Below are 17,879 nucleotides of genomic sequence, written 5' to 3' on the forward strand. Positions count from 1 at the left end.
TCCGAACCGCGCGCTCGCGGACTTCAGGGGCGAACTTGGGTGATGTCTGCTTCGTCATGATGACCCCATCTTCTCAGGAAATGGGGCCTCCGGGAAACCCGGGGCGGTTCAAACCGAGGACGTCGTCATGGCGGCGTGACTCAAGCAAAATGGCCTCCGGGAAACCCGGTGCGGTTCACAAAGCGTTCCATCAGGAGCTTGAATCACGATTAAGCTCCTGATGGAATCCCGAATCTCAACAGACCCTAGGCTGCCAGGGTTTGGGCCGCCTGGCCCTTGGAACGCCCGGGTCGAAACCGCTGGCAGCAGGTGGCACCCCCTTTGGCGAAAGGAACACGAACGCTGCCGTTCCGTTCGTAAAGGGCGCCGGCGTCGCGGCTGTCGAGCCATGACACCAGACCGGCGCGCCACTCACAGACGGAGCGTCAGATGCACAGCGTTTTCTACATCATCGGTGTCGTGGTCGTGGTGATCGCCGTCCTCAGCTTCGCCGGCGTGGTCTGATCCGGCGCTGCGCGGTGCCGGAGAACCCGCACCGCGGCGATCCGGCTGGCGCTACTGCGTGGCCGGCAGGCTGAAGATCTGTCCGGGATAGATCATGTCCGGGTCGCGGATCCGCTCCGCGTTGGCGCGGTAGATCAAGGTGTAGAGGAACCCGTCCCCATAGGTGCGCCGGGCGATCCGCCACAGGCTGTTGCCGGGCTGGACGATCACCCGGCCGTCCCGGGGCATGTCGGGCGGCACGTCCGAAACCTGCACCGGCAGCTCCACCCGGGAGGTCACCTTGCCCGTCGCGGACACCTGGTCGGCGCGCAGCGTGTAGATGCCCGGATCGATCAGCCGGTCCGGGCGCAGCCGCCACTGGCCGTCCGGGTCGGTGTGGGCGCGGCCGACCAGCAGGTTGTTCAGATAGAGCTGCACGGCGGCGCCGGGCTGGGCCATGCCCCCCATCGCCACATGGCCGGCCTCGTCGTAGTCCAGCGTCTCCACCGTCACACCGCCGGCGGGCAGGGGTGGCGGGGCGGGTGCCGCCGCCGCGACGGGGGCTGGCGCCTCCAGGGGCGGGGCCATGGCGGACGAGGCTCCGCCACGGGCGGGCGGCATGTCCGGCGGCGCCGCGGGTGGCGGTGCGGGCGCCCCGGCGGCAACCATCATCTCGGCCGCCGTCTCCGCCCCCGTCTCCGCCCCCGTCTCCGCCCCCGTCTCATCCACCGCCGTGCCGGCGGCCGGCGCGCTCGGCGCGGCCGGTCCGGCGTCCGCCAGGGCGGCCGCGGCGGGCGTGGACGCGTCCGGGGCAGGGTCCGGCCCCGGCGCCGGGGGCGCCTGCAGCACGGTCGATGGGCCCAGCCCGTGGCGCGGCACGGCGACGGCGAGGGGGGTGGACGGGGCGGCGCTGGGCCGCCCGGCCACGTCGCGATCCGGTTCCGGCACGACCAGCACCACCACGCGTTCGGAGGCGATGGTCGGGGCGCCGGGCGCGGCGCTGTCCCCGGACCGCGCCACCAGGCTCAATTCGCGGCTGCCCGGCGGCAGCGGCGCGGTGGGCAGGAACACCCATTCGCCGCGCCGGTCGGCCTGCACCTCGCCGAGCGGCTGTCCGGCATCCAGCACCGTCACCCGCGCGCCGGGCGCGGCCCGGCCGGCGATCAGCGCCTCTCCGGCCGGCGTGATACGCACCACGTCGAACTCCGGCGGCGGGCCAGCGACGGCCATAGCGGGGGCGGCCGCGTCGGGCGGCGCGGTGCCGGTCCCGGTGGTTTCGATGGCGGTCGTTCCGGTGGCCGGTGGCGGTTGGTCCGCCGGCACGGTGGCCGAGGTGGCCGAGGCCCCCGGGGCCGGAGGGGCCGCGGCCCCCGGGGCCGGCCCGTCCGCGGCCGGCGGGGGCGGAGACGGCGCCGCCACGCCGTCCCGGGACGGCGCGGCCGGCTGTGTGGGGGCGATCACAGCGACGGCATCGGCCCGGGGCGCCGGCGGGGCGTCGGTCCGGGTGTTGAACACCACGGCGGCGCCTCCGGCCAGGAGCGCGGCCGCACCGCCAAGAAGGAAATGGACTTTCACCGCCGCACATCCGCATCGGATCGCCGACCCAAGCGGCCGGTTGTCACGCAAATATCGACCGTTCCGCGCGGCGGATCAACAGCGCAGTACGCCTTCGGGCCAGCGATTGCGTACGCCGCCTCCCCCGAAAGGCCGGTTCACGGGCCGGGAGGGAGCGCCTTCAGATACACGGCCATGGCGTGGCGGTCGCCGGCGGTGAGCTTCGATGTGGAGTTGGTGACCACCTCCCCCATGGCGCCACCGGCGAAGTCACCGTCCGGCATCATGCCGATTTCCAGGAACAGCTCGATGTCACCGACCGACCAGGCGCCGATGCCGCGCTCGACGTCCTGGGTGATCGGCGGCACCGCCTCCCCCTCCGGACCGTCGGGGTTGCCGGCCATGGCCGCGCCGGCGTCGAGCCCGCCGAGGACGGTGCGCGGGCTGTGGCACTCCGCGCAGTGGCCCAGCGCCTCCACCAGGTAGCGCCCGCGGTTCCAGTCGGCGGAGCGGCCGGGGTCCTCGGCCACCGGCCCCGGCTCCAGGTACAGCCACTGCCAGACCGGCAGCAGGAAGCGCCAGCCGAACGGCGGGTCGAGGTCGTGCGGCCGGTTGGCGGTCGCCACCGCCGGGCGGGAGACCAGGTACGCCCTGAGGTCCGCCAGGTCGCGGTCGGTCATGCGCGTGTAGGCCGTGTAGGGGAAGGCGGGAAACAGGGTCTTGCCGTCGGGCCCCTCGCCGTGCCGCATTGCCCGCAGGAACGTGGCGTCGGTCCAGGTGCCGACCCCGTGCTCCGGATCGGGGGTGATGTTGGGGCTGTAGAAGGTGCCGAAGGGCGTTTCCAGCGCCCGCCCGCCGGCGAGCGGCGCGCCGCCGCCCTCCTTGTCGGTGTGGCAGCCGAGGCAGCCCGCGGCGGCGAAGATGTACGCCCCCCGGGTCACCGGGTCGGACGCCGCGGGGTCGCCGGCCGGCGGCGGCTCGGCGGCCCGCGCCGCGGTGCCGGGCGCGGCCGGGCACAGCAGGGCTGCCAGCAGGACGGCGGCGGCGCGCATCCCCGTCAGTCCTTCTTCTGGCGGAAATTCTCGTGGCAGGACTGGCACAGCTTGCCCAGCCCCTGCATGGCCTTGGCGACCTGCGCCCGCTCGCCGCTGGCCGCGGCGGTCTTGAGCTGTGCGGCGGCAGGGGCGAGGTCGTTCCAGAACCCCTCCGCCTTGGACCAGTTCGCCCAGAGCTCGGGCTTGGCCTCGCTGTCGCCGACGCCGATGGCGGTGCCTTCGGGGAACACCATCTTGGCGTCCGTGGCGGCGACCTCGGCCATCGCCGCGGCGGCCTTCTCCACGTCGGCGGCGGTGGCGCCCTCGTTCTTGACGAAGCCGGCCACGGCCTTCATGCCGCCGCCCAGTGTCTTCATCAGCTTCTCGCGGGCCTCGACCTGCTCCATCGGGTCGGCCGCGAGCGCCACGACGGCGCCGCCGCACAGCGAGGCGGCGAGGACGGCGGCGGCGGCGATCTGGTGCAGTGGTGTTCGCATCGGGTTGGTCTCCCAAGGACGGATGTGGGCGTGGCGGGCAAAGGCCGGCCCCCGCCCGGGCGGGGGCCGGCCTTGTCATTCCCGCAGCGATGGTGTAACGGGCTGCCGTTGGCGGCCAATCACAGGATCGTGAGGCCGCACGCCAGGGAGGATTCGGCATGAAGGCTCCGGGATCGGTGTGCGTCTACTGCGGCTCCTCCAGCCGCGTCGCCGACGTCTACAAGGCGGCCGCCCACACGCTGGGCGAAGGGCTGGCGCGGCGCGGCATCCAGCTGGTGTACGGCGGCGGCCGGGTCGGCCTGATGGGCATCGTCGCCGACGCGACGCTGGCCGCCGGCGGGCGCGCCGTGGGCATCATCCCCGAACACATCCAGTCGCTGGAGGTGGAGCACACCGGACTCAGCGAGCTGGTGGTGGTGGACAGCATGCACACCCGCAAGCGCCTGATGGTCGAGCGGTCCGACGCCTTCGTGGTGCTGCCCGGCGGCCTCGGCACCCTGGACGAGACCTTCGAGGTGCTGACCTGGCGCCAGCTGCGCCTGCACGACAAGCCGATCGTCGTGGTCAACGTCGACGGTTATTGGGAGCGCCTGCAGAGCCTGGTCGACCACTTGGTCGCGGAAGGATTCTGCCGCCCCGAGAACCGTGACCTGTTCGTCGTCGTCGACTCGGTGGAGGCGGTGTTCGACGCCCTCGCCCGGCAGCCGGATCCGGCCATCGGCACGGCGGCGCGCCACCTCTAGCGCGCCCCCGCCGGCACCTTCCTTTCTGCGCCGCGGCGGTCTATAAAGCGGCCGTTGCCTCCGTCCGGGATGCCCGGGGTCCGAGCGCGACGCCGCACGACCCTGGGAACGCCCGCTGGATGGCGCGCCCGGCGCCCAAGCACATACGACGCCCAAACCCCAAGGGGGAGAAACCGCACCCATGACGAAGATTAAGGTTGCCACGCCGGTCGTCGAGCTCGACGGCGACGAGATGACGCGCATCATCTGGCAGTTCATCAAGGACAAGCTGATCCTTCCCTACCTCGACATCGACCTGAAGTACTACGATCTCGGGGTCGAGGAGCGCGACCGCACGAACGACCAGATCACCATCGACGCCGCCAACGCGATCAAGCAGTACGGCGTGGGCGTCAAGTGCGCCACCATCACCCCCGACGAGGCGCGCGTTGCGGAGTTCAACCTCAAGAAGATGTGGCGGTCGCCCAACGGCACCATCCGCAACATCATCGGCGGCACCGTCTTCCGCGAGCCGATCGTCTGCAAGAACATCCCCCACTACGTTCCCGGCTGGCAGAAGCCGATCGTCATCGGGCGCCACGCCTTCGGCGACCAGTACAAGGCGACCGACTTCACGGTGCCGGGCCCGGGCAAGCTGACCATCAAGTTCGTGCCCGAGGACGGCGGCGCGCCGATCGAGCACGAGGTGTTCAACTTCCCCGGTGCCGGCGTCGCCATGGGCATGTACAACCTCGACGAGTCGATCGAGGGGTTCGCCCACTCCAGCTTCGTCTACGCGCTGGAGCGCGGCTTCCCGGTCTACCTGTCCACCAAGAACACGATCCTCAAGGCCTATGACGGGCGCTTCAAGGACATCTTCCAGGAGGTGTTCGACGCCCACTACGCCGACCAGTTCAAGGCCAAGGGCCTGACCTACGAGCACCGGCTGATCGACGACATGGTCGCCTCGGCGCTGAAGTGGGAGGGCGGATTCGTCTGGGCCTGCAAGAACTACGACGGCGACGTGGAGTCCGACGTGGTGGCCCAGGGCTTCGGCTCGCTGGGGCTGATGACCTCGGTGCTGATGACGCCCGACGGCAAGACCATCGAGGCCGAGGCGGCCCACGGCACGGTGACCCGCCACTACCGCGAGCACCAGAAGGGCAAGGAGACCTCGACCAACCCGATCGCCTCGATCTACGCCTGGACCCAGGGCCTGGCCTACCGCGGCAAGTTCGACGACACCCCCGACGTCACCCGGTTCGCCCAGACGCTGGAGCGCGTGTGCATCGACACCGTGGAGTCCGGGTACATGACCAAGGACCTGGCGATCCTCATCGGGCCGGAGCAGCCGTGGCTGACCACCCGCCAGTTCCTCGACAAGCTGGACGAGAACCTGCAGAAGAAGATGGCCGCCTGGAGCTGACGGCTCCGGCACCGCCGCGCTCGCGCGGCGGCGGGTTTGGGGGGAGCGCAGGCTCCCCCCTCAGGCCTGCTATCTGTCGTGCTCCTCCAAGAATGGCATCAGCTCCCACCAGTTGCACCGCGTGCTGGAAGTGATCTACACGACGGCTTGGTTCATGACGCACCGTCTCCTTGAGGCGATGCGCATGCTGGGAGGCGATGCGCATGCTGGGCTTCCAGACGATGGGCGGCGAGGGTGAGACGTTCGAAGTGGCCGAGACGTCCATCGGCAACGACCGCGCCGTGAAGCCCAAGGGCGACAAGAAGGGCCGTGGCTACGCCCACAAGCACAAGGTGCTGGCGCTGGTGGGCCGCAAGACCGGCCGCGCCCGCTCCATGGTGGTGGACAGCCTGAAGGCCAAGGATCTCGCCCCGATCCTGCGCGAGAACATCGCCAAGGAAAGCGCGGTGTGCATGGACGAAGCCGGCCAGTCCGTTCGCTTCGGTAATGAGTTCGCATCCCACGGCGTGGTGCGTCACGGCCAGGGCGAGTACGGTCGCGGTGCGATCCACAATCAACACGATTGAAGGTTTCTTCAACATCTTCAAGCGTGGCATGAAGGGCGTTCATCAGCACTGCGTAAAGAAGCACCTTCACCGCTATCTGGCGGAGTTCGATTTCCGCTACAATGAGCGCCATATCACGGATGCGGAGCGGACAATGTCTGCGCTGAGTGGTATCGTCGGGAAGCGGGTGACGTAACGGGACTCGTGCGTGGCCGCCGCCTGACGCACAGGTCTGGTGAGGGTGTCATGGCTAGGATGATCAAGATCAAGATCAGCGGGAGGGGCGCGGATACAGACGCGCCAACCGTTGAAGATCTGCTCGATCAGATCCGGGACTACTTTGATCTACTGCGGGGCATTGAGGAGGCGGTGGCGGAAGACGGAGCTAGCGCTATTGAGTGGCGAGTGGTTGCGGCTAGTAAGAATAGCCCGCTCGACATGGGCTTTGAGCCGTTCCCAAGGCACTATGCGACAAATATTGACCGTCGTGCGGCGCTTGTCACACGCGTAGCGGCAGAAGGGCTTTCTATTCTCCAAGATAGAGCAGAGAAGCCGCCGTACTTCAGTGATGAGGTGCTCGCAAAAGCTCACAAAATATTTGAACGCGTCACAAATGGAATTGACAAGAACGATGTGGATTTTGGTGAAGGGCTTCCGCATATTGAGCTTACGCCGTTCATTGCGCGTACTGCCGCCGAAAACACCAAATTGGTACTAAAGCCGCCGGCCGACAAGCCATACAAAGAGCTTGGTTCCGTCGAAGGCACGTTCCATAGTGTGGGGCGCGACGGCTATGGCCGCCGACTGCTGTATATTAAGCACCGTCTCACAGGAAATGAGCTTAAGTGCATCGTTTCCGGACATGCGCTGAGAAAAATTGAGCCGCACCAGATCAGCGAAGTCTGGCGCAGTCGACGCCTTCTTGTGATCGGTACAGTCCACTACAAGGGCCTTGGGCGCATCTCTCAAGTGGAAGCAACCGACGTTCAGTTCTTGCGGCATCGCAATGAACTCCCCGATGTTGATGATATTGTTGATGAAAACTTCACTGGGGGGCTTCGCTCCGAGGATTACATAGAGAGGTTGCGTGATGGCCGCCTCAGCTAAGCGCGTTTATTGGGACGCATGTGCGTGGATTGCCTTAATTCAGCGCGAGAAGATTTATAAGGACGGAACAATATTTGAGGATCGGGAGGCTCTTTGTCGTGCGGTTATTGCGCAAGCTAAAAAAAGTAACATCGAAATCGTCACGTCGAGCTTATCTCTTGTGGAGGTTTGCAAAAATACAGAGCTAAAAGAGAATGTCAGCGAGGATGTTCTGACGGCATATTTTGAAAACGATTACATTTTGTTGGTGAATTTGGACAGATATGTTGGCGTGACCGCGCGGCAGTTGATGCTTTCCAATTACACAGGACTTAAGCCGCCTGATGCAGCCCATGTTGCAACGGCGTCTATTGCTAATGTTGACGAGATGCATACGTTCGACGGTCGCTTGCTGGACTTAGACAACAAGATAGCTAAGCAGGACGGGGGCATGCTGAAGATCTGCAAGCCGTCCATGGGTGGACCAACCCTGCCGTTACTGGAGGATGCCTGACGGAGGCTCGAACAGCGCTGATCGCCAATTGGACAAGTTCAAGGCCGCCGCCCGCGAACTCGGCTGCGACGAGAACGAGTCCGCCTTTGAGGAAATGCTACGGCGCATCGCAAAGGTGACGCCGAATCGTGACGTTGACGCCGAAAGAAACAAAGCCCCGGAGCAATCCGGGGCTTTGCCGTCTAATGCGGTCGCTCGTATCCAGCTGAGCTACGAGGGCGTCAATGGTGCCCCCGGGGAGACTCGAACTCCCGACCTACCGCTTGCCCATTATATGGAGGGGCTTGAGCTCGGCCGCAAGGCTGGGTTCGCGCAATATATTAATTTTTTTCTGGCCTCACGGCGCCGGCTCGACGATGGCGCCCAGCGCGCGCAGATGCTGGGCAAGCCCGTCGACGAAGCGCCGCACCTTCAAGGGGACGTAGCGGTTCGACGGGTAGACCGCGTGCACCGGGTGCGGTGCGTAGCGCCAGTCCGGCAGCACGCGTTCGAGCCGGCCGTCGGCCACCAGCGGGGCCAGGATCAGCCCGTGCACGAGGCCGATCCCCAGGCCCGCCACCAGGGCCTCCTGGATCAGCAGCGCGTTGCCGGAGCGGAACACCGGCCGCACCAGGACCTCCACCGCGTCGCCATCGCGGCCGTGCAGCGGGATGCGCTCCCCGGTGAGGAGCTGGGCGTGGAGCAGGTGGTCGTGCAGCGCCAGGTCGTCCGGGTGCCGCGGCCGTCCACGGCGGTCGAGATAGCCGGGTGCCGCGGCCAGGCAGCGCTCCATGGCGCCCAGCGGGCGCACGACCAGCCGGTCGTCGGCCACCATGCCCAGGCGGATCACCACGTCGAGGCGTTCCGCCATCACGTCGACGAAGCTGTCGGTCAGGGCCACGTCCAGCATCAGGTTCGGGTTGACGCGCTTGAAGCGGATGAGGTAGTCGGCCAGCACGCTGGTCCCGAAGTTGATCGGCGCACCCACGGCGAGGCGGCCGCTCATGCTGTCGGCGAGATCCCCGACCGTGCGGTCGGCCTCGTCGAGGCGGTCCAGGATCGCCCGGGCATGCTCCAGATAGCGGGCGCCGGCTTCCGTCAGGGACACCCGCCGGGTCGTCCGGTCGAACAGCCGCACGCCGAGGCGCCCCTCCAGGGCACGGATCTGCTGGCTCACCGCCGGCTGGCTGAGGCCCAGTGCCCGTGCGGCCGCCGAGAAGCTGCCGGCCTCGCAGACGCTCACGAAACTGGACAGGGTCGTCAGGCGGTCCATCGGCGCCTCCCCGGCGAGGATTGATAAGCGGGCATGATAGGTGCCATTGCCACGCGCCCGCTTCAAGAAATCCCGCAGCGGCGGAAGATGGCCCGCGTCCACCCCGGACGGTTCACAACGGAGACCCATCCATGTCGCCTTCCCGTCGCGGATTTCTGTCTGCCGCCGCCACCGCTGCCGCCGCCACCGCCGCCGCTGTCGCCACGGGCGGCGCGACGTTCCCGGCCCGCGCCCGGGCGCCGCTGGCGGGCGTCCAGGTTCCGGGCGTCCTGCGCCGCAGGGTCGGTTCGGTCGAGGTGACCGCCCTGCTCGACGGCCATCTCGACGTCGCGACCGAGGTCCTGGTCGGCGCCGACGCGGCCGAGGCGGACGCCCTGGCGCACGCCGCCTTCCTGCCCCCCGGCGCCCGCCGCATCCCGGTCAACGCCTACCTCCTCAACCTCGGCGACCGGCTGGTGCTGGTCGACACCGGCACCGCGACCGCGTTCGGCCCGACGCTGGGGCGGCTGCCGGCCATGCTGGCCGCCGCCGGCGTGACCGCGGCGCAGATCGACACCGTGCTGATCACCCACATGCACCCCGACCACATCAACGGGGCGGTGACGCCGGAGGGGGGGCCGGCGTTCGCCAACGCCGAGCTCGTCGTCACCGAGCGCGACCACACCTTCTGGCACGACGATGCCCATCTGAACCGCGCCGCCGAGGCGATGAAGCCGATGTTCCTGGGGGCCCGCGCCGCGGTGGCGGCCTATGGTGGCCGGCTGCGGCGGATCGACGGGGAGGGCAAGGCCGTGGGTCCCGTGCGTGCGGTGCCGCTGCCCGGGCACACCCCGGGGCACACCGGCTTCCTGCTCGAGTCCGAGGGCGAGGGGCTGTTCATCTGGGCCGACACCGTCCACGTCGCCGCCTACCAGTTCGCCCGGCCGGCGTGGGGGCTCGCCTTCGACGTCGACGCGCAGCAGGCCGCCCGGACCCGGGCGCGGGCGTTGGACCGTGCGGCGTCCGACCGCGTGATGGTGGCCGGGATGCATCTGCCGTTCCCGGGGTTCGGCCACGTCGCCCGGGACGGCGCCGGATACCGGTTCGTCCCGGCCGAGTGGGCGTTCACACTGTGAGGTGCGGCGGGGGAAACCCCGCCAGCATCAGATCCGGACGTTCGCAAAGGTATCGCGGATGTCCAAGCATAGATCCTGTCCATAGGTCGACTTAGTGTATCGCCGAGAGGATGGAGGCGATGCAGTGATCGACACAACGTCATTCAACGGGACTGCCTGATGCCAATGGCGTCACAGGCCCTTGTGATCGTGCGCGTCCCGGGTGTTGATCTGTTGACGGTCCCCACGTGTCCTTTCCTGTGCGGGATGAAGCCGGTGATGGCCCCGGCCCCGACAGGGGCGGACCCGGTCCCAAGCCGTCTGGCATCACCTGGAACCGCCGCTCGCGTGGCGCCGCCCATGGAGCGCCGCGCGGCGTGACGCGCCGCGCGCGTCGCCGTCCTCGAACGCCACTCCCCAGATTGAAGAGACGCCATCATGACAGTCTTCACGATCAACGGGCGCGCGGTCGACGTGGCCGCCGCGCCCGAGACGCCCCTGCTTTGGGTGATTCGCGAGCATCTGAAACTCACCGGCACCAAGTTCGGCTGCGGTGTCGCGCAATGCGGCGCCTGCACCGTCCACGTGGACGGGGTGCCGACCCGCTCCTGCCAGACCGTTCTTGAGGATGTCGCGGGCCGCAAGGTGACCACCATCGAGGGTCTGTCACCGGACGCCAGCCATCCCCTGCAGACGGCCTGGATCGCCGAGCAGGTGCCGCAATGCGGCTACTGCCAGTCCGGCCAGATCATGCAGGCGGCGGCGCTGCTGGACAGCAACCCCGCCCCGACCCGCGACGAGATCGTCGCGCACATGGACGGAAACATCTGCCGCTGCGGCACCTATGTCCGCATCATCGGCGCCATCCAGCGCGCCGCGCGGGAGGGCTGAGCCATGACCGGGACCATGAAGGCCCAGTGTCGGGCGCTGTCGCGGCGCAGCGTCCTCGTCTCGGCCGGGGGCCTCGGCGTGGCCGTGGCCTTCGGGGGGCTGCCCGCCCGCGCCGACGGCGCGGGCATGGCAACGGCGGTGGAAGGCGGATTCCGTCCCAACGCCTGGGTCACCATCGCCGCGGACGGCACCGTGACCATCGTCTCGCCGGCCGTCGAGATGGGGCAGGGCATCATGACCACCCTGCCGCTGCTCGTCGCCGAGGAACTGGACGCCGACTGGAACCGCGTCCAGGTGGTGCAGGCGCCGTCCGATGCCGAGACCTACGGCAACCCCGGCTTCTACGGGATCCAGCTCACCGGCGGCAGCGAGTCGACCCGCGGCTACCACGCGCTGCTTCGCCTGACCGGGGCCCAGACCCGGCTGATCCTGCTGGCGGGCGCGGCCGGCCTCCTGAAGGTGCCGGTCGCGGAACTGACGACCGAACCCAGCCGCGTGGTGCATCCGTCTTCGGGCCGCGTCCTCGACTACGGCGCGATCGCCGCCGGGGCGGTGCTTCCCGATCCGCTGCCCCAGGCGACGCAGGCCGACCTGAAGCCGGCCGACCGGTGGCGCTACATCGGCCGCCGGGCGATCCGGCGGGTCGACGTGCCGGCGAAGGTCGATGGTGCCGCCGTCTACGGCATCGACGTCCAGCGCCCGGACATGCTGTACGGCGCCGTCCTGCGGGCGCCGGTGCAGGGGGAGCGGCCGGTGGCCATCGACGACGCCGAGGCCGGGGCGCTGCCCGGCATCATCCGCATCGTTCCGCTGGACTATGGCGTCGGCATCATCGGCGAGACGGTTGAGTCGACCAAACGCGCCAAGGAGCTGCTCCGCGTCTCCTGGAGCACGTCGTCACGGGTCCGCCAGTACAGCAGCGCGCGGCTGCTCGACGCGTACCGCGCCATCGGCCGCGACACCGGGCGGACCGGCGTGCAGGCGCACAGCAGCGGCGACGCGCCCGCCGCCATCGCCGGGGCGGCGCGGGTGATCGCGGTCGACTACATGAGCGACCATGTCGCCCACGCCACCATGGAGCCCATGAACGCCACCGCGCTGGTCACCGGCGACACGGTGGAGCTGTGGGCGCCCACCCAGGGGCCGACCGGCACCCAGGGTTTCGCGGCGGCCGTGGCGGGCACCACGCCCGACAAGGTCACGGTGCACACGACCCTGCTCGGCGGCGGCTTCGGGCGCAAGGCGGAGGCGGATTTCATCGTCGACGCGGTGTCGCTGGCCAAGGCCGTGGAAGGGCGGCCGGTCAAGGTCATCTGGAGCCGTGAGGACGATGTCCGGCACGACACGTTCCGGCCCCTCGAGGCACAGCACGTCACGGTCGGACTCGACGCGGCGGGGCGCATCGTCGGCTGGCGGCATCGCATCGTCGCGGACTCGATCTTCGCGCGCACGATGCCGTCGCTGTTCGAGCAGGCCGGCGGCCACGACGACGTCGTGACGGAGGGCGCCCTGTTCAACTACGCCGTGCCCGCCCATCGGATCGAGTACCTGCGCCAGGACAACGGTCTGGCCATCGGCTTCTGGTTCGCGGTGGGGGTCGGGTACACCCGGTTCGCCATCGAATGCGTGGTCGACGAGATCGCCGCCGCCCGGGGCGTGGACCCCGTGGCGTTGCGGCTGGAGCTGCTCAGGGACCAGCCCCGGGCCCGCGCGGTGATCGAGACCGTGGCCCGGATGGCGGAGTGGGATCGGGCGCGGGAGGGGCGCGGCCTCGGCCTTGCCTACTCCGACGCCTTCGGCTCCCATTGCGCCCAGGTGGCCGAGGTCTCGCTCGACCGCGGCAGCGGCGTCATCCGGGTGCACAAGGTGTGGTGCGCGATCGATCCGGGCGTGGCGATCCAGCCCCTCCACATCGAGGCGATGATGATGACCGGCATCACCAACGGCACCGGCCACGCGCTGTTCGAGCAGATCACCATCGTCGACGGCGAGGTGCAGGAGTCGAATTTCGACACCTACCGGGTGATCCGCATGTCCGAGGCGCCCGAGATCGAGGTGGCCGTGGTGCCGACGCCCGGTGCGCCGGTCGGCGGGATCGGGCAGGCGGGTCTCCCCCCGACCGGCCCGGCCATCGCCAACGCCGTCGCGCGGCTCACCGGGGGCGTCCGGCTGCGCCACTACCCGTTCACCCCGGACCGGGTGAAGGCGGCGCTGGAGGGCTGACGGGCCCGGACGGCGACGGGTGGGCCGGTCACCCCGCATCCGCGGCGGCGGTTCCGGACTCCACCCGTCGCCACTGGCGGGGCGAACAGCCCATGACTCGCTTGAACGCCGTGCTGAACGCGCTTTCCGACTCGTATCCGAGCGATGCGGCGATCGCGGCGACGGGGTCGGTGGACGTCTCCAGCCGATCGCAGGCGAGCACCATGCGCCACCGGGACAGGTAGTGCATCGGCGGCTCGCCCACCCGTTCCTTGAACCGGAGCGCGAAGGTCGAGCGCGACATCCCGGCAATCGCCCCGAGGGACTGCAAGGTCCATGGATGCGCGGGATCGGCGTGGATCGCCTTGAGAGTGCCGCCGAGTTGCCTGTCCGCCAGGGTGAAGAACCAGCCGACGCCCTCACCGCCGCTGGCGTTGAGGTGCACGCGCAGGGCCTGCACCAGCATGAGATGCGCCAGATGCCGCATCACGAGGCCGTTGCCTGGCCCCCCGATGCCCAGTTCGTTCATCATTTGCTCGACCGACCACCGCAGGGCCGCCTGCTCGGCCTGCTCGCGGATGTGGACGATCGGCGGAAGCAGCCCGAGCAGCATGTCCGCATGGGTGCCGCTGACACCGAACCGGCTGCCGACGAGGAACAACCCGCCGCCGCCGTTGAGCTGGACCGCGCCACCGCGGCGGGCGGCCGGGAACACCTCCCCCGCCGCGATCGAGGGGCCGTCGACCCGGCTGCCCAGCCGGAACGGCCGACCGGTCGGCAGCACGAAACAATCGCCGGCCTCCAGGCGGACCGGGGGGCTGGTGCCGTCGACGGTGAGCCAGCAGCCCCCCGACACGACCGCGTAGCATTTGATCAGCGTGTGCTGGTCGCCGAACCGGACGGCCCAGTCCCCGCCGGCATCGAAGCCCGAGGACACATAGGCATGGGGCTTCAGAAGGGAAAGGACGTCTGACAGAGGGTCCATGGCTCGCAAGGGACGATCGCGACGATAGGGAGCAATATGGATGGTGGATCGTCCCGAAACAACCGCCTGCCTCCTCCCGGTCCCTCCCGCCGCGACCGCCGCGCCTCAGCCGACCTCGCCGCGCCGCGGCGGGTCGGCGCCGGGACGGGCGCAGGTCAGCGCGGCGACGCGGTTGGCCAGGCGCAGGGTGTCCGCCAGCTCCCCGTCCGCCATGGCGGCCAGAGCGGCGCGGTCCAGGCGGCCACGCTCGTGCAGCCCGGCCAGCAGGCCGGCCATGAAGGCATCGCCCGCGCCGACCGTGTCGACCACCGTCACCCGCTCGGCCGGCGTGGCGATCCCGCCGTGGCGCCGCCAGGCGCGGGCACCGTCGCTTCCGCCGGTCACCACGACCAGCTCCGGCCCCAGGGCCAGCCAGCGGGCCGCGACGTCGCCGGCCGGTGTTCCCGGGTGCAGCCAGTCCAGATCGGCCCCGCTCACCTTGACCAGGTCGACCAGCGCGATCAGCCCTTCCAGGCGGCGGATGTAGGCCGCCCGTTCCCCCACCAGCGCCGGACGGACGTTGGGGTCCAGGGACAGGAAGCGGCGGCCCCGCTCGCGGGCCAGCAGGCCGGCGATCGCGGTGCCGGCGGGATCGACCGCAAGGCTGAAGGACCCGGCGTGGATCGCCCGCACCGGCCCCAGGTCGGCCGGCACCGCCGCGGCGGTGAGGCTGCGGTCGGCGGCGCCGGTGCCGTAGAAGGCGTAGCGCGGCTCCCCCGTCTCCGGCAGGGTGACGAAGGCCAGCGTCGTCGGCGCGTCCAGGCGGACGGCGAACCGGGTGTCCACGCCGTTTCCGGTCAACGCCGCCAGCAGCTGGTCGCCGAACAGGTCGGTGGACACGCCGCCGAGGAACGCCGCGGGAACCGCCAGCCGGGCGACGCCGATGGCGACGTTGAACGGCGAGCCGCCGGGCCGAGCGGCGAAGCCGCCGAGTTGAGCGGCGAAGCCGCCGAGTTGAGCGGCGAAGCCGCCGGGCTGCGTGGCAAGGCCGCCGGGCCAGGCGGAGAGCCCGGCGGCGGCGTCGGCCGCCAATGGTGCGGGAAGAAAGTCGATGAGGGCTTCGCCACACGACAGGATCATGGTGTCATCCCCCATGCAAGGTTGCGGGGCGGGCTCTGGCGGCGCTGTCCCGGTTTGCCTAAGATCGCCCCACGCGGACCAGACGAGGCGCGATGCGGATCGGTGTGGATCTCGGTGGCACGAAGATCGAGGCGGTCGCCCTGGACCGGGACGACCGGGCCCTGCTGCGCCGTCGCGTCGCCACGCCGCGTGGCGACTACACCGCCACCATCGCCGCGATCGGGGCGCTGGTCGACGGGATCGAGCGCGACCTCCGCGCCCGCGGCACGGTGGGGGTGGGGCTGCCCGGCTCGATCTCGCCGACCACCGGGCTGGTGAAGGGGTGCAACTCCACCTGGCTGGTCGGCCACCCCGTCGCCGACGACCTCGAGGCGTGCCTGCGGCGGCCGGTGCGCTGCGCCAACGACGCCAACTGCCTCGCCGCGTCGGAGGCGGTGGACGGCGCGGCGGCGGGCGCCGCGGTGGTGTTCGCCGCCGTGCTCGGCACCGGCTGCGGCGGTGGCTTCGCCATCGCCGGGCGCATCCACGAGGGGCCGAACCGGGCCGCCGGCGAATGGGGGCACAACGCGCTGCCGCCTGACCCCGCGGCCGATCCGGCGCAGGGCCGCCCGTGCTTCTGCGGCCGTATCGACTGCATCGAGACCTACCTGTGCGGGCCGGCGTTCGAAGCGGACCACGCCGCCGCCGCCGGCCGGTACCGTCCCGCGGCGGCGATCGCCGCCGCGGCCCCCGGCGACGCGGCGGCGGAGGCGGCGCTGAGCCGGTACGAGCACCGCCTGGCCCGCGCCCTGGCGCAGGTGGTCACCCTCGCCGACCCCGACGTCATCGTGCTGGGCGGCGGGCTGTCCAACATCGCCCGGCTCTACCGCACGGTGCCGGAGCGCATGGCGCCGTGGGTGTTCGGCGGCGAGTGCCGCACCCCGGTGCGCCCGGCCAAGCACGGCGACGCCAGCGGCGTGCGCGCCGCCGCCCGCCTCTGGCCGGCCTAGGCGGACCCGCCGGTCACGCCGCCGGTCACGCCGCCGTCTCACCCAGCGCCTCCTCCAGCTCGGCCATGCGGGCGAAGACGCGGTGGGCGCCGGCGTCGCGCAGGCGGGGGCCGTCGACGGCGGGCGACAGGTGGCTGCCGCCGACGAAGCCGAACACGGTCATCCCGGCGGCCCGGCCGGCGCGCACCCCGGCCGGGCTGTCCTCGATCACCGTGCAGGTCGCCGGCGGCACGCCGCCCATGCGGGCCGCCGCCAGCAGGAAGAGGTCGGGCGCCGGTTTGCCGCACGCCACCATGGTGGCGCTGAACAGGTGGGGGTCGAGGCGCGGCAGCAGGCCGGTGACCCGCAGCGACAGGCGGACTCGTTCCGGCGTACTGCTGGAGGCGACGCAGACCGGGCGGGCGAGCCGTCCCAGCAACCCGGCCACCCCGGCGATCGGCCGCAGCTCCCGTTCGAAGGCGCCGAGGATGGCGTGGCGCAGGTCGTCGACGAACCCCTGCGCCATGGCGTGTCCCAGGTCGCGCTCCACCTCCCGCACCATGGCGGCGGTGCTGATGCCCAGGAAGCGGCTGCGCACCTCGTCCACGCCGATCGGGTAGCCGGCGGCGGTGAGGGCCTGGGCGGTGCAGCGCAGGCTGATCGGCTCGCTGTCCACCAGCACGCCGTCGCAGTCGAACACGATCAGCCCGGCCATGGCCTACCAGCAGGTGTAGCCGGCGTCGGCCAGCACGATGCTGCCGGTCATCAGGCTGGCCGCGTCGGAGGCGAGGAACAGCACCACCGAGGCGATCTCGTCGGGCTGGCCGACCCGCCGCATCGGCGTGTTCTCGAGCCACACCGGGTACATCCGCGGGTCCTCCATGCCGAAACGGGTCAGCGAGGTCTCGATGTAGGTCGGCGCCACCGCGTTCACGCGCACCCCGCGCTCGCCCCACTCCGCCGCCAGCGAGCGGGTGAGGTGGTGCACCGCCGCCTTGGAGGCGTTGTAGTAGCTCTGCGGCTGCGGCTTGTTGACGATGAAGCCCGACATCGACCCGACGTTGACGATGGCGCCGCGGCCGCGGCCCAGCATGTGCCCGCCGAAGGCCCGGCACGACCAGAACACGCCGTTGAGGTTGATGTCGATGACATTGCGCCAGTGCTCGTCGGTCACCTCCTCGGCGGGGACGTCGCTGCGGGCGATGCCGGCGTTGCACACCAGGATGTCGACCGCGCCGAACTCCCGGTTGGTGCGGTCGGCGGCGGCGGTGACGGCGTCGGGGTCGGTGACGTCGAGCACCAGCCCCTCCGCGGCGAAGCCCTTGTCGGCGAGCTCGCGGCGGCCGGCCTCCACCAGCTCCTCGGTGAGGTCGGCGATCACCGGGCGGGCGCCGGCCTCGGCCAGCGCCTGGACGCAGGCCAGGCCGATGTTGCGGCCGCCGCCGGTCACCAGGGCGGTGCGGCCCTTCAGGTCGTATTTCTCCAGGTACATGGGGTCCTCCCGGGG

At 70.3% G+C, this 17,879-nt stretch carries 18 protein-coding genes and 1 pseudogene; 11 read left to right on the forward strand and 8 right to left on the reverse strand.

The annotated features are described in order from the left end of the window. Nucleotides 1-555 precede the first annotated feature (555 nt). From AC6H2I_RS17905 to AC6H2I_RS17915, 3 genes are all read right to left on the reverse strand, one after another. The gene (locus tag AC6H2I_RS17905; protein ID WP_497502043.1) at nucleotides 556-1,680 is read right to left on the reverse strand and encodes a LysM peptidoglycan-binding domain-containing protein; all 1,125 of its coding nucleotides are present in this window, start codon (nucleotides 1,678-1,680) and stop codon (nucleotides 556-558) included. 515 nt (nucleotides 1,681-2,195) lie between these two features. After that, complete coding sequence (locus tag AC6H2I_RS17910; protein ID WP_497502044.1) at nucleotides 2,196-3,089, reverse strand: c-type cytochrome; 894 nt, start codon at nucleotides 3,087-3,089, stop codon at nucleotides 2,196-2,198. 5 nt (nucleotides 3,090-3,094) lie between these two features. Beyond that, a complete protein-coding gene (locus AC6H2I_RS17915; RefSeq protein ID WP_497502045.1) occupies nucleotides 3,095-3,568 on the reverse strand; it encodes a cytochrome c in 474 nt (157 codons plus the stop codon). A 158-nt stretch (nucleotides 3,569-3,726) separates the two neighbouring features. Here AC6H2I_RS17915 and AC6H2I_RS17920 point away from each other — a divergent pair, with 158 nt between their 5' ends. The 7 genes and pseudogenes from AC6H2I_RS17920 (at nucleotide 3,727) to AC6H2I_RS17950 (ending at nucleotide 7,861) form a co-directional block, all read left to right on the forward strand. Beyond that, nucleotides 3,727-4,311 carry an LOG family protein gene (locus tag AC6H2I_RS17920; protein WP_497502046.1) on the forward strand — a complete coding sequence of 195 codons (585 nt, stop codon included), beginning with the start codon at nucleotides 3,727-3,729 and terminating at the stop codon, nucleotides 4,309-4,311. A 181-nt stretch (nucleotides 4,312-4,492) separates the two neighbouring features. Beyond that, entirely contained in the window at nucleotides 4,493-5,716 is a 1,224-nt protein-coding gene (locus AC6H2I_RS17925) for an NADP-dependent isocitrate dehydrogenase (RefSeq protein ID WP_497502047.1), read from the forward strand. A gap of 64 nt (nucleotides 5,717-5,780) precedes the next feature. Further along, nucleotides 5,781-5,918 (forward strand): annotated as a pseudogene (locus AC6H2I_RS17930) (IS1595-like element ISVer1 family transposase); the annotation flags it as partial. A 1-nt stretch (nucleotide 5,919) separates the two neighbouring features. Next, nucleotides 5,920-6,282 carry a transposase gene (locus AC6H2I_RS17935; protein ID WP_497502048.1) on the forward strand — a complete coding sequence of 121 codons (363 nt, stop codon included), beginning with the start codon at nucleotides 5,920-5,922 and terminating at the stop codon, nucleotides 6,280-6,282. Between the two features lie 28 nt (nucleotides 6,283-6,310). Next, on the forward strand, nucleotides 6,311-6,457 hold the full coding sequence (locus AC6H2I_RS17940; protein WP_497502155.1) for a hypothetical protein: 147 nt from the start codon (nucleotides 6,311-6,313) through the stop codon (nucleotides 6,455-6,457). A 59-nt stretch (nucleotides 6,458-6,516) separates the two neighbouring features. Further along, entirely contained in the window at nucleotides 6,517-7,368 is an 852-nt protein-coding gene (locus AC6H2I_RS17945) for a hypothetical protein (RefSeq protein WP_497502049.1), read from the forward strand. Further along, nucleotides 7,352-7,861, forward strand: coding sequence for a type II toxin-antitoxin system VapC family toxin (locus AC6H2I_RS17950; protein WP_497502050.1), 510 nt, complete (start codon nucleotides 7,352-7,354; stop codon nucleotides 7,859-7,861). The genes AC6H2I_RS17945 and AC6H2I_RS17950 overlap by 17 nt, the downstream gene beginning before the upstream one ends. A gap of 337 nt (nucleotides 7,862-8,198) precedes the next feature. Here AC6H2I_RS17950 and AC6H2I_RS17955 read toward each other — a convergent pair whose 3' ends face one another. Beyond that, nucleotides 8,199-9,113: a LysR family transcriptional regulator gene (locus AC6H2I_RS17955; RefSeq protein WP_497502051.1), complete on the reverse strand. Its 915-nt coding sequence runs from the start codon at nucleotides 9,111-9,113 to the stop codon at nucleotides 8,199-8,201. Nucleotides 9,114-9,244: 131 nt separating this feature from the next. Between AC6H2I_RS17955 and AC6H2I_RS17960 the strand changes: the two genes are divergently transcribed. The 3 genes from AC6H2I_RS17960 (at nucleotide 9,245) to AC6H2I_RS17970 (ending at nucleotide 13,321) form a co-directional block, all read left to right on the forward strand. Then, nucleotides 9,245-10,228 (forward strand): MBL fold metallo-hydrolase, encoded by a 984-nt coding sequence (locus tag AC6H2I_RS17960; RefSeq protein ID WP_497502052.1) that lies wholly within the window; start codon nucleotides 9,245-9,247, stop codon nucleotides 10,226-10,228. Nucleotides 10,229-10,645: 417 nt separating this feature from the next. After that, complete coding sequence (locus tag AC6H2I_RS17965; protein ID WP_497502053.1) at nucleotides 10,646-11,098, forward strand: (2Fe-2S)-binding protein; 453 nt, start codon at nucleotides 10,646-10,648, stop codon at nucleotides 11,096-11,098. A 3-nt stretch (nucleotides 11,099-11,101) separates the two neighbouring features. Then, on the forward strand, nucleotides 11,102-13,321 hold the full coding sequence (locus tag AC6H2I_RS17970; protein WP_497502054.1) for a xanthine dehydrogenase family protein molybdopterin-binding subunit: 2,220 nt from the start codon (nucleotides 11,102-11,104) through the stop codon (nucleotides 13,319-13,321). Nucleotides 13,322-13,349: 28 nt separating this feature from the next. Here AC6H2I_RS17970 and AC6H2I_RS17975 read toward each other — a convergent pair whose 3' ends face one another. Both AC6H2I_RS17975 and AC6H2I_RS17980 read right to left on the reverse strand, forming a co-directional pair. Beyond that, a complete protein-coding gene (locus tag AC6H2I_RS17975; protein WP_497502156.1) occupies nucleotides 13,350-14,285 on the reverse strand; it encodes an AraC family transcriptional regulator in 936 nt (311 codons plus the stop codon). A 105-nt stretch (nucleotides 14,286-14,390) separates the two neighbouring features. Further along, nucleotides 14,391-15,404, reverse strand: a complete 1,014-nt coding sequence (locus AC6H2I_RS17980; protein WP_497502055.1) for a carbohydrate kinase family protein — start codon at nucleotides 15,402-15,404, stop codon at nucleotides 14,391-14,393. Nucleotides 15,405-15,496: 92 nt separating this feature from the next. Between AC6H2I_RS17980 and AC6H2I_RS17985 the strand changes: the two genes are divergently transcribed. Further along, complete coding sequence (locus AC6H2I_RS17985; protein WP_497502056.1) at nucleotides 15,497-16,393, forward strand: ROK family protein; 897 nt, start codon at nucleotides 15,497-15,499, stop codon at nucleotides 16,391-16,393. Nucleotides 16,394-16,418: 25 nt separating this feature from the next. Here AC6H2I_RS17985 and AC6H2I_RS17990 read toward each other — a convergent pair whose 3' ends face one another. Continuing rightward, a complete protein-coding gene (locus tag AC6H2I_RS17990) occupies nucleotides 16,419-17,087 on the reverse strand; it encodes an HAD family hydrolase (RefSeq protein ID WP_497502057.1) in 669 nt (222 codons plus the stop codon). Between the two features lie 3 nt (nucleotides 17,088-17,090). After that, entirely contained in the window at nucleotides 17,091-17,864 is a 774-nt protein-coding gene (locus AC6H2I_RS17995; RefSeq protein WP_497502058.1) for an SDR family NAD(P)-dependent oxidoreductase, read from the reverse strand. Nucleotides 17,865-17,879 lie beyond the last annotated feature (15 nt).

The organism is Azospirillum sp. NS33 (assembly GCF_059703765.1).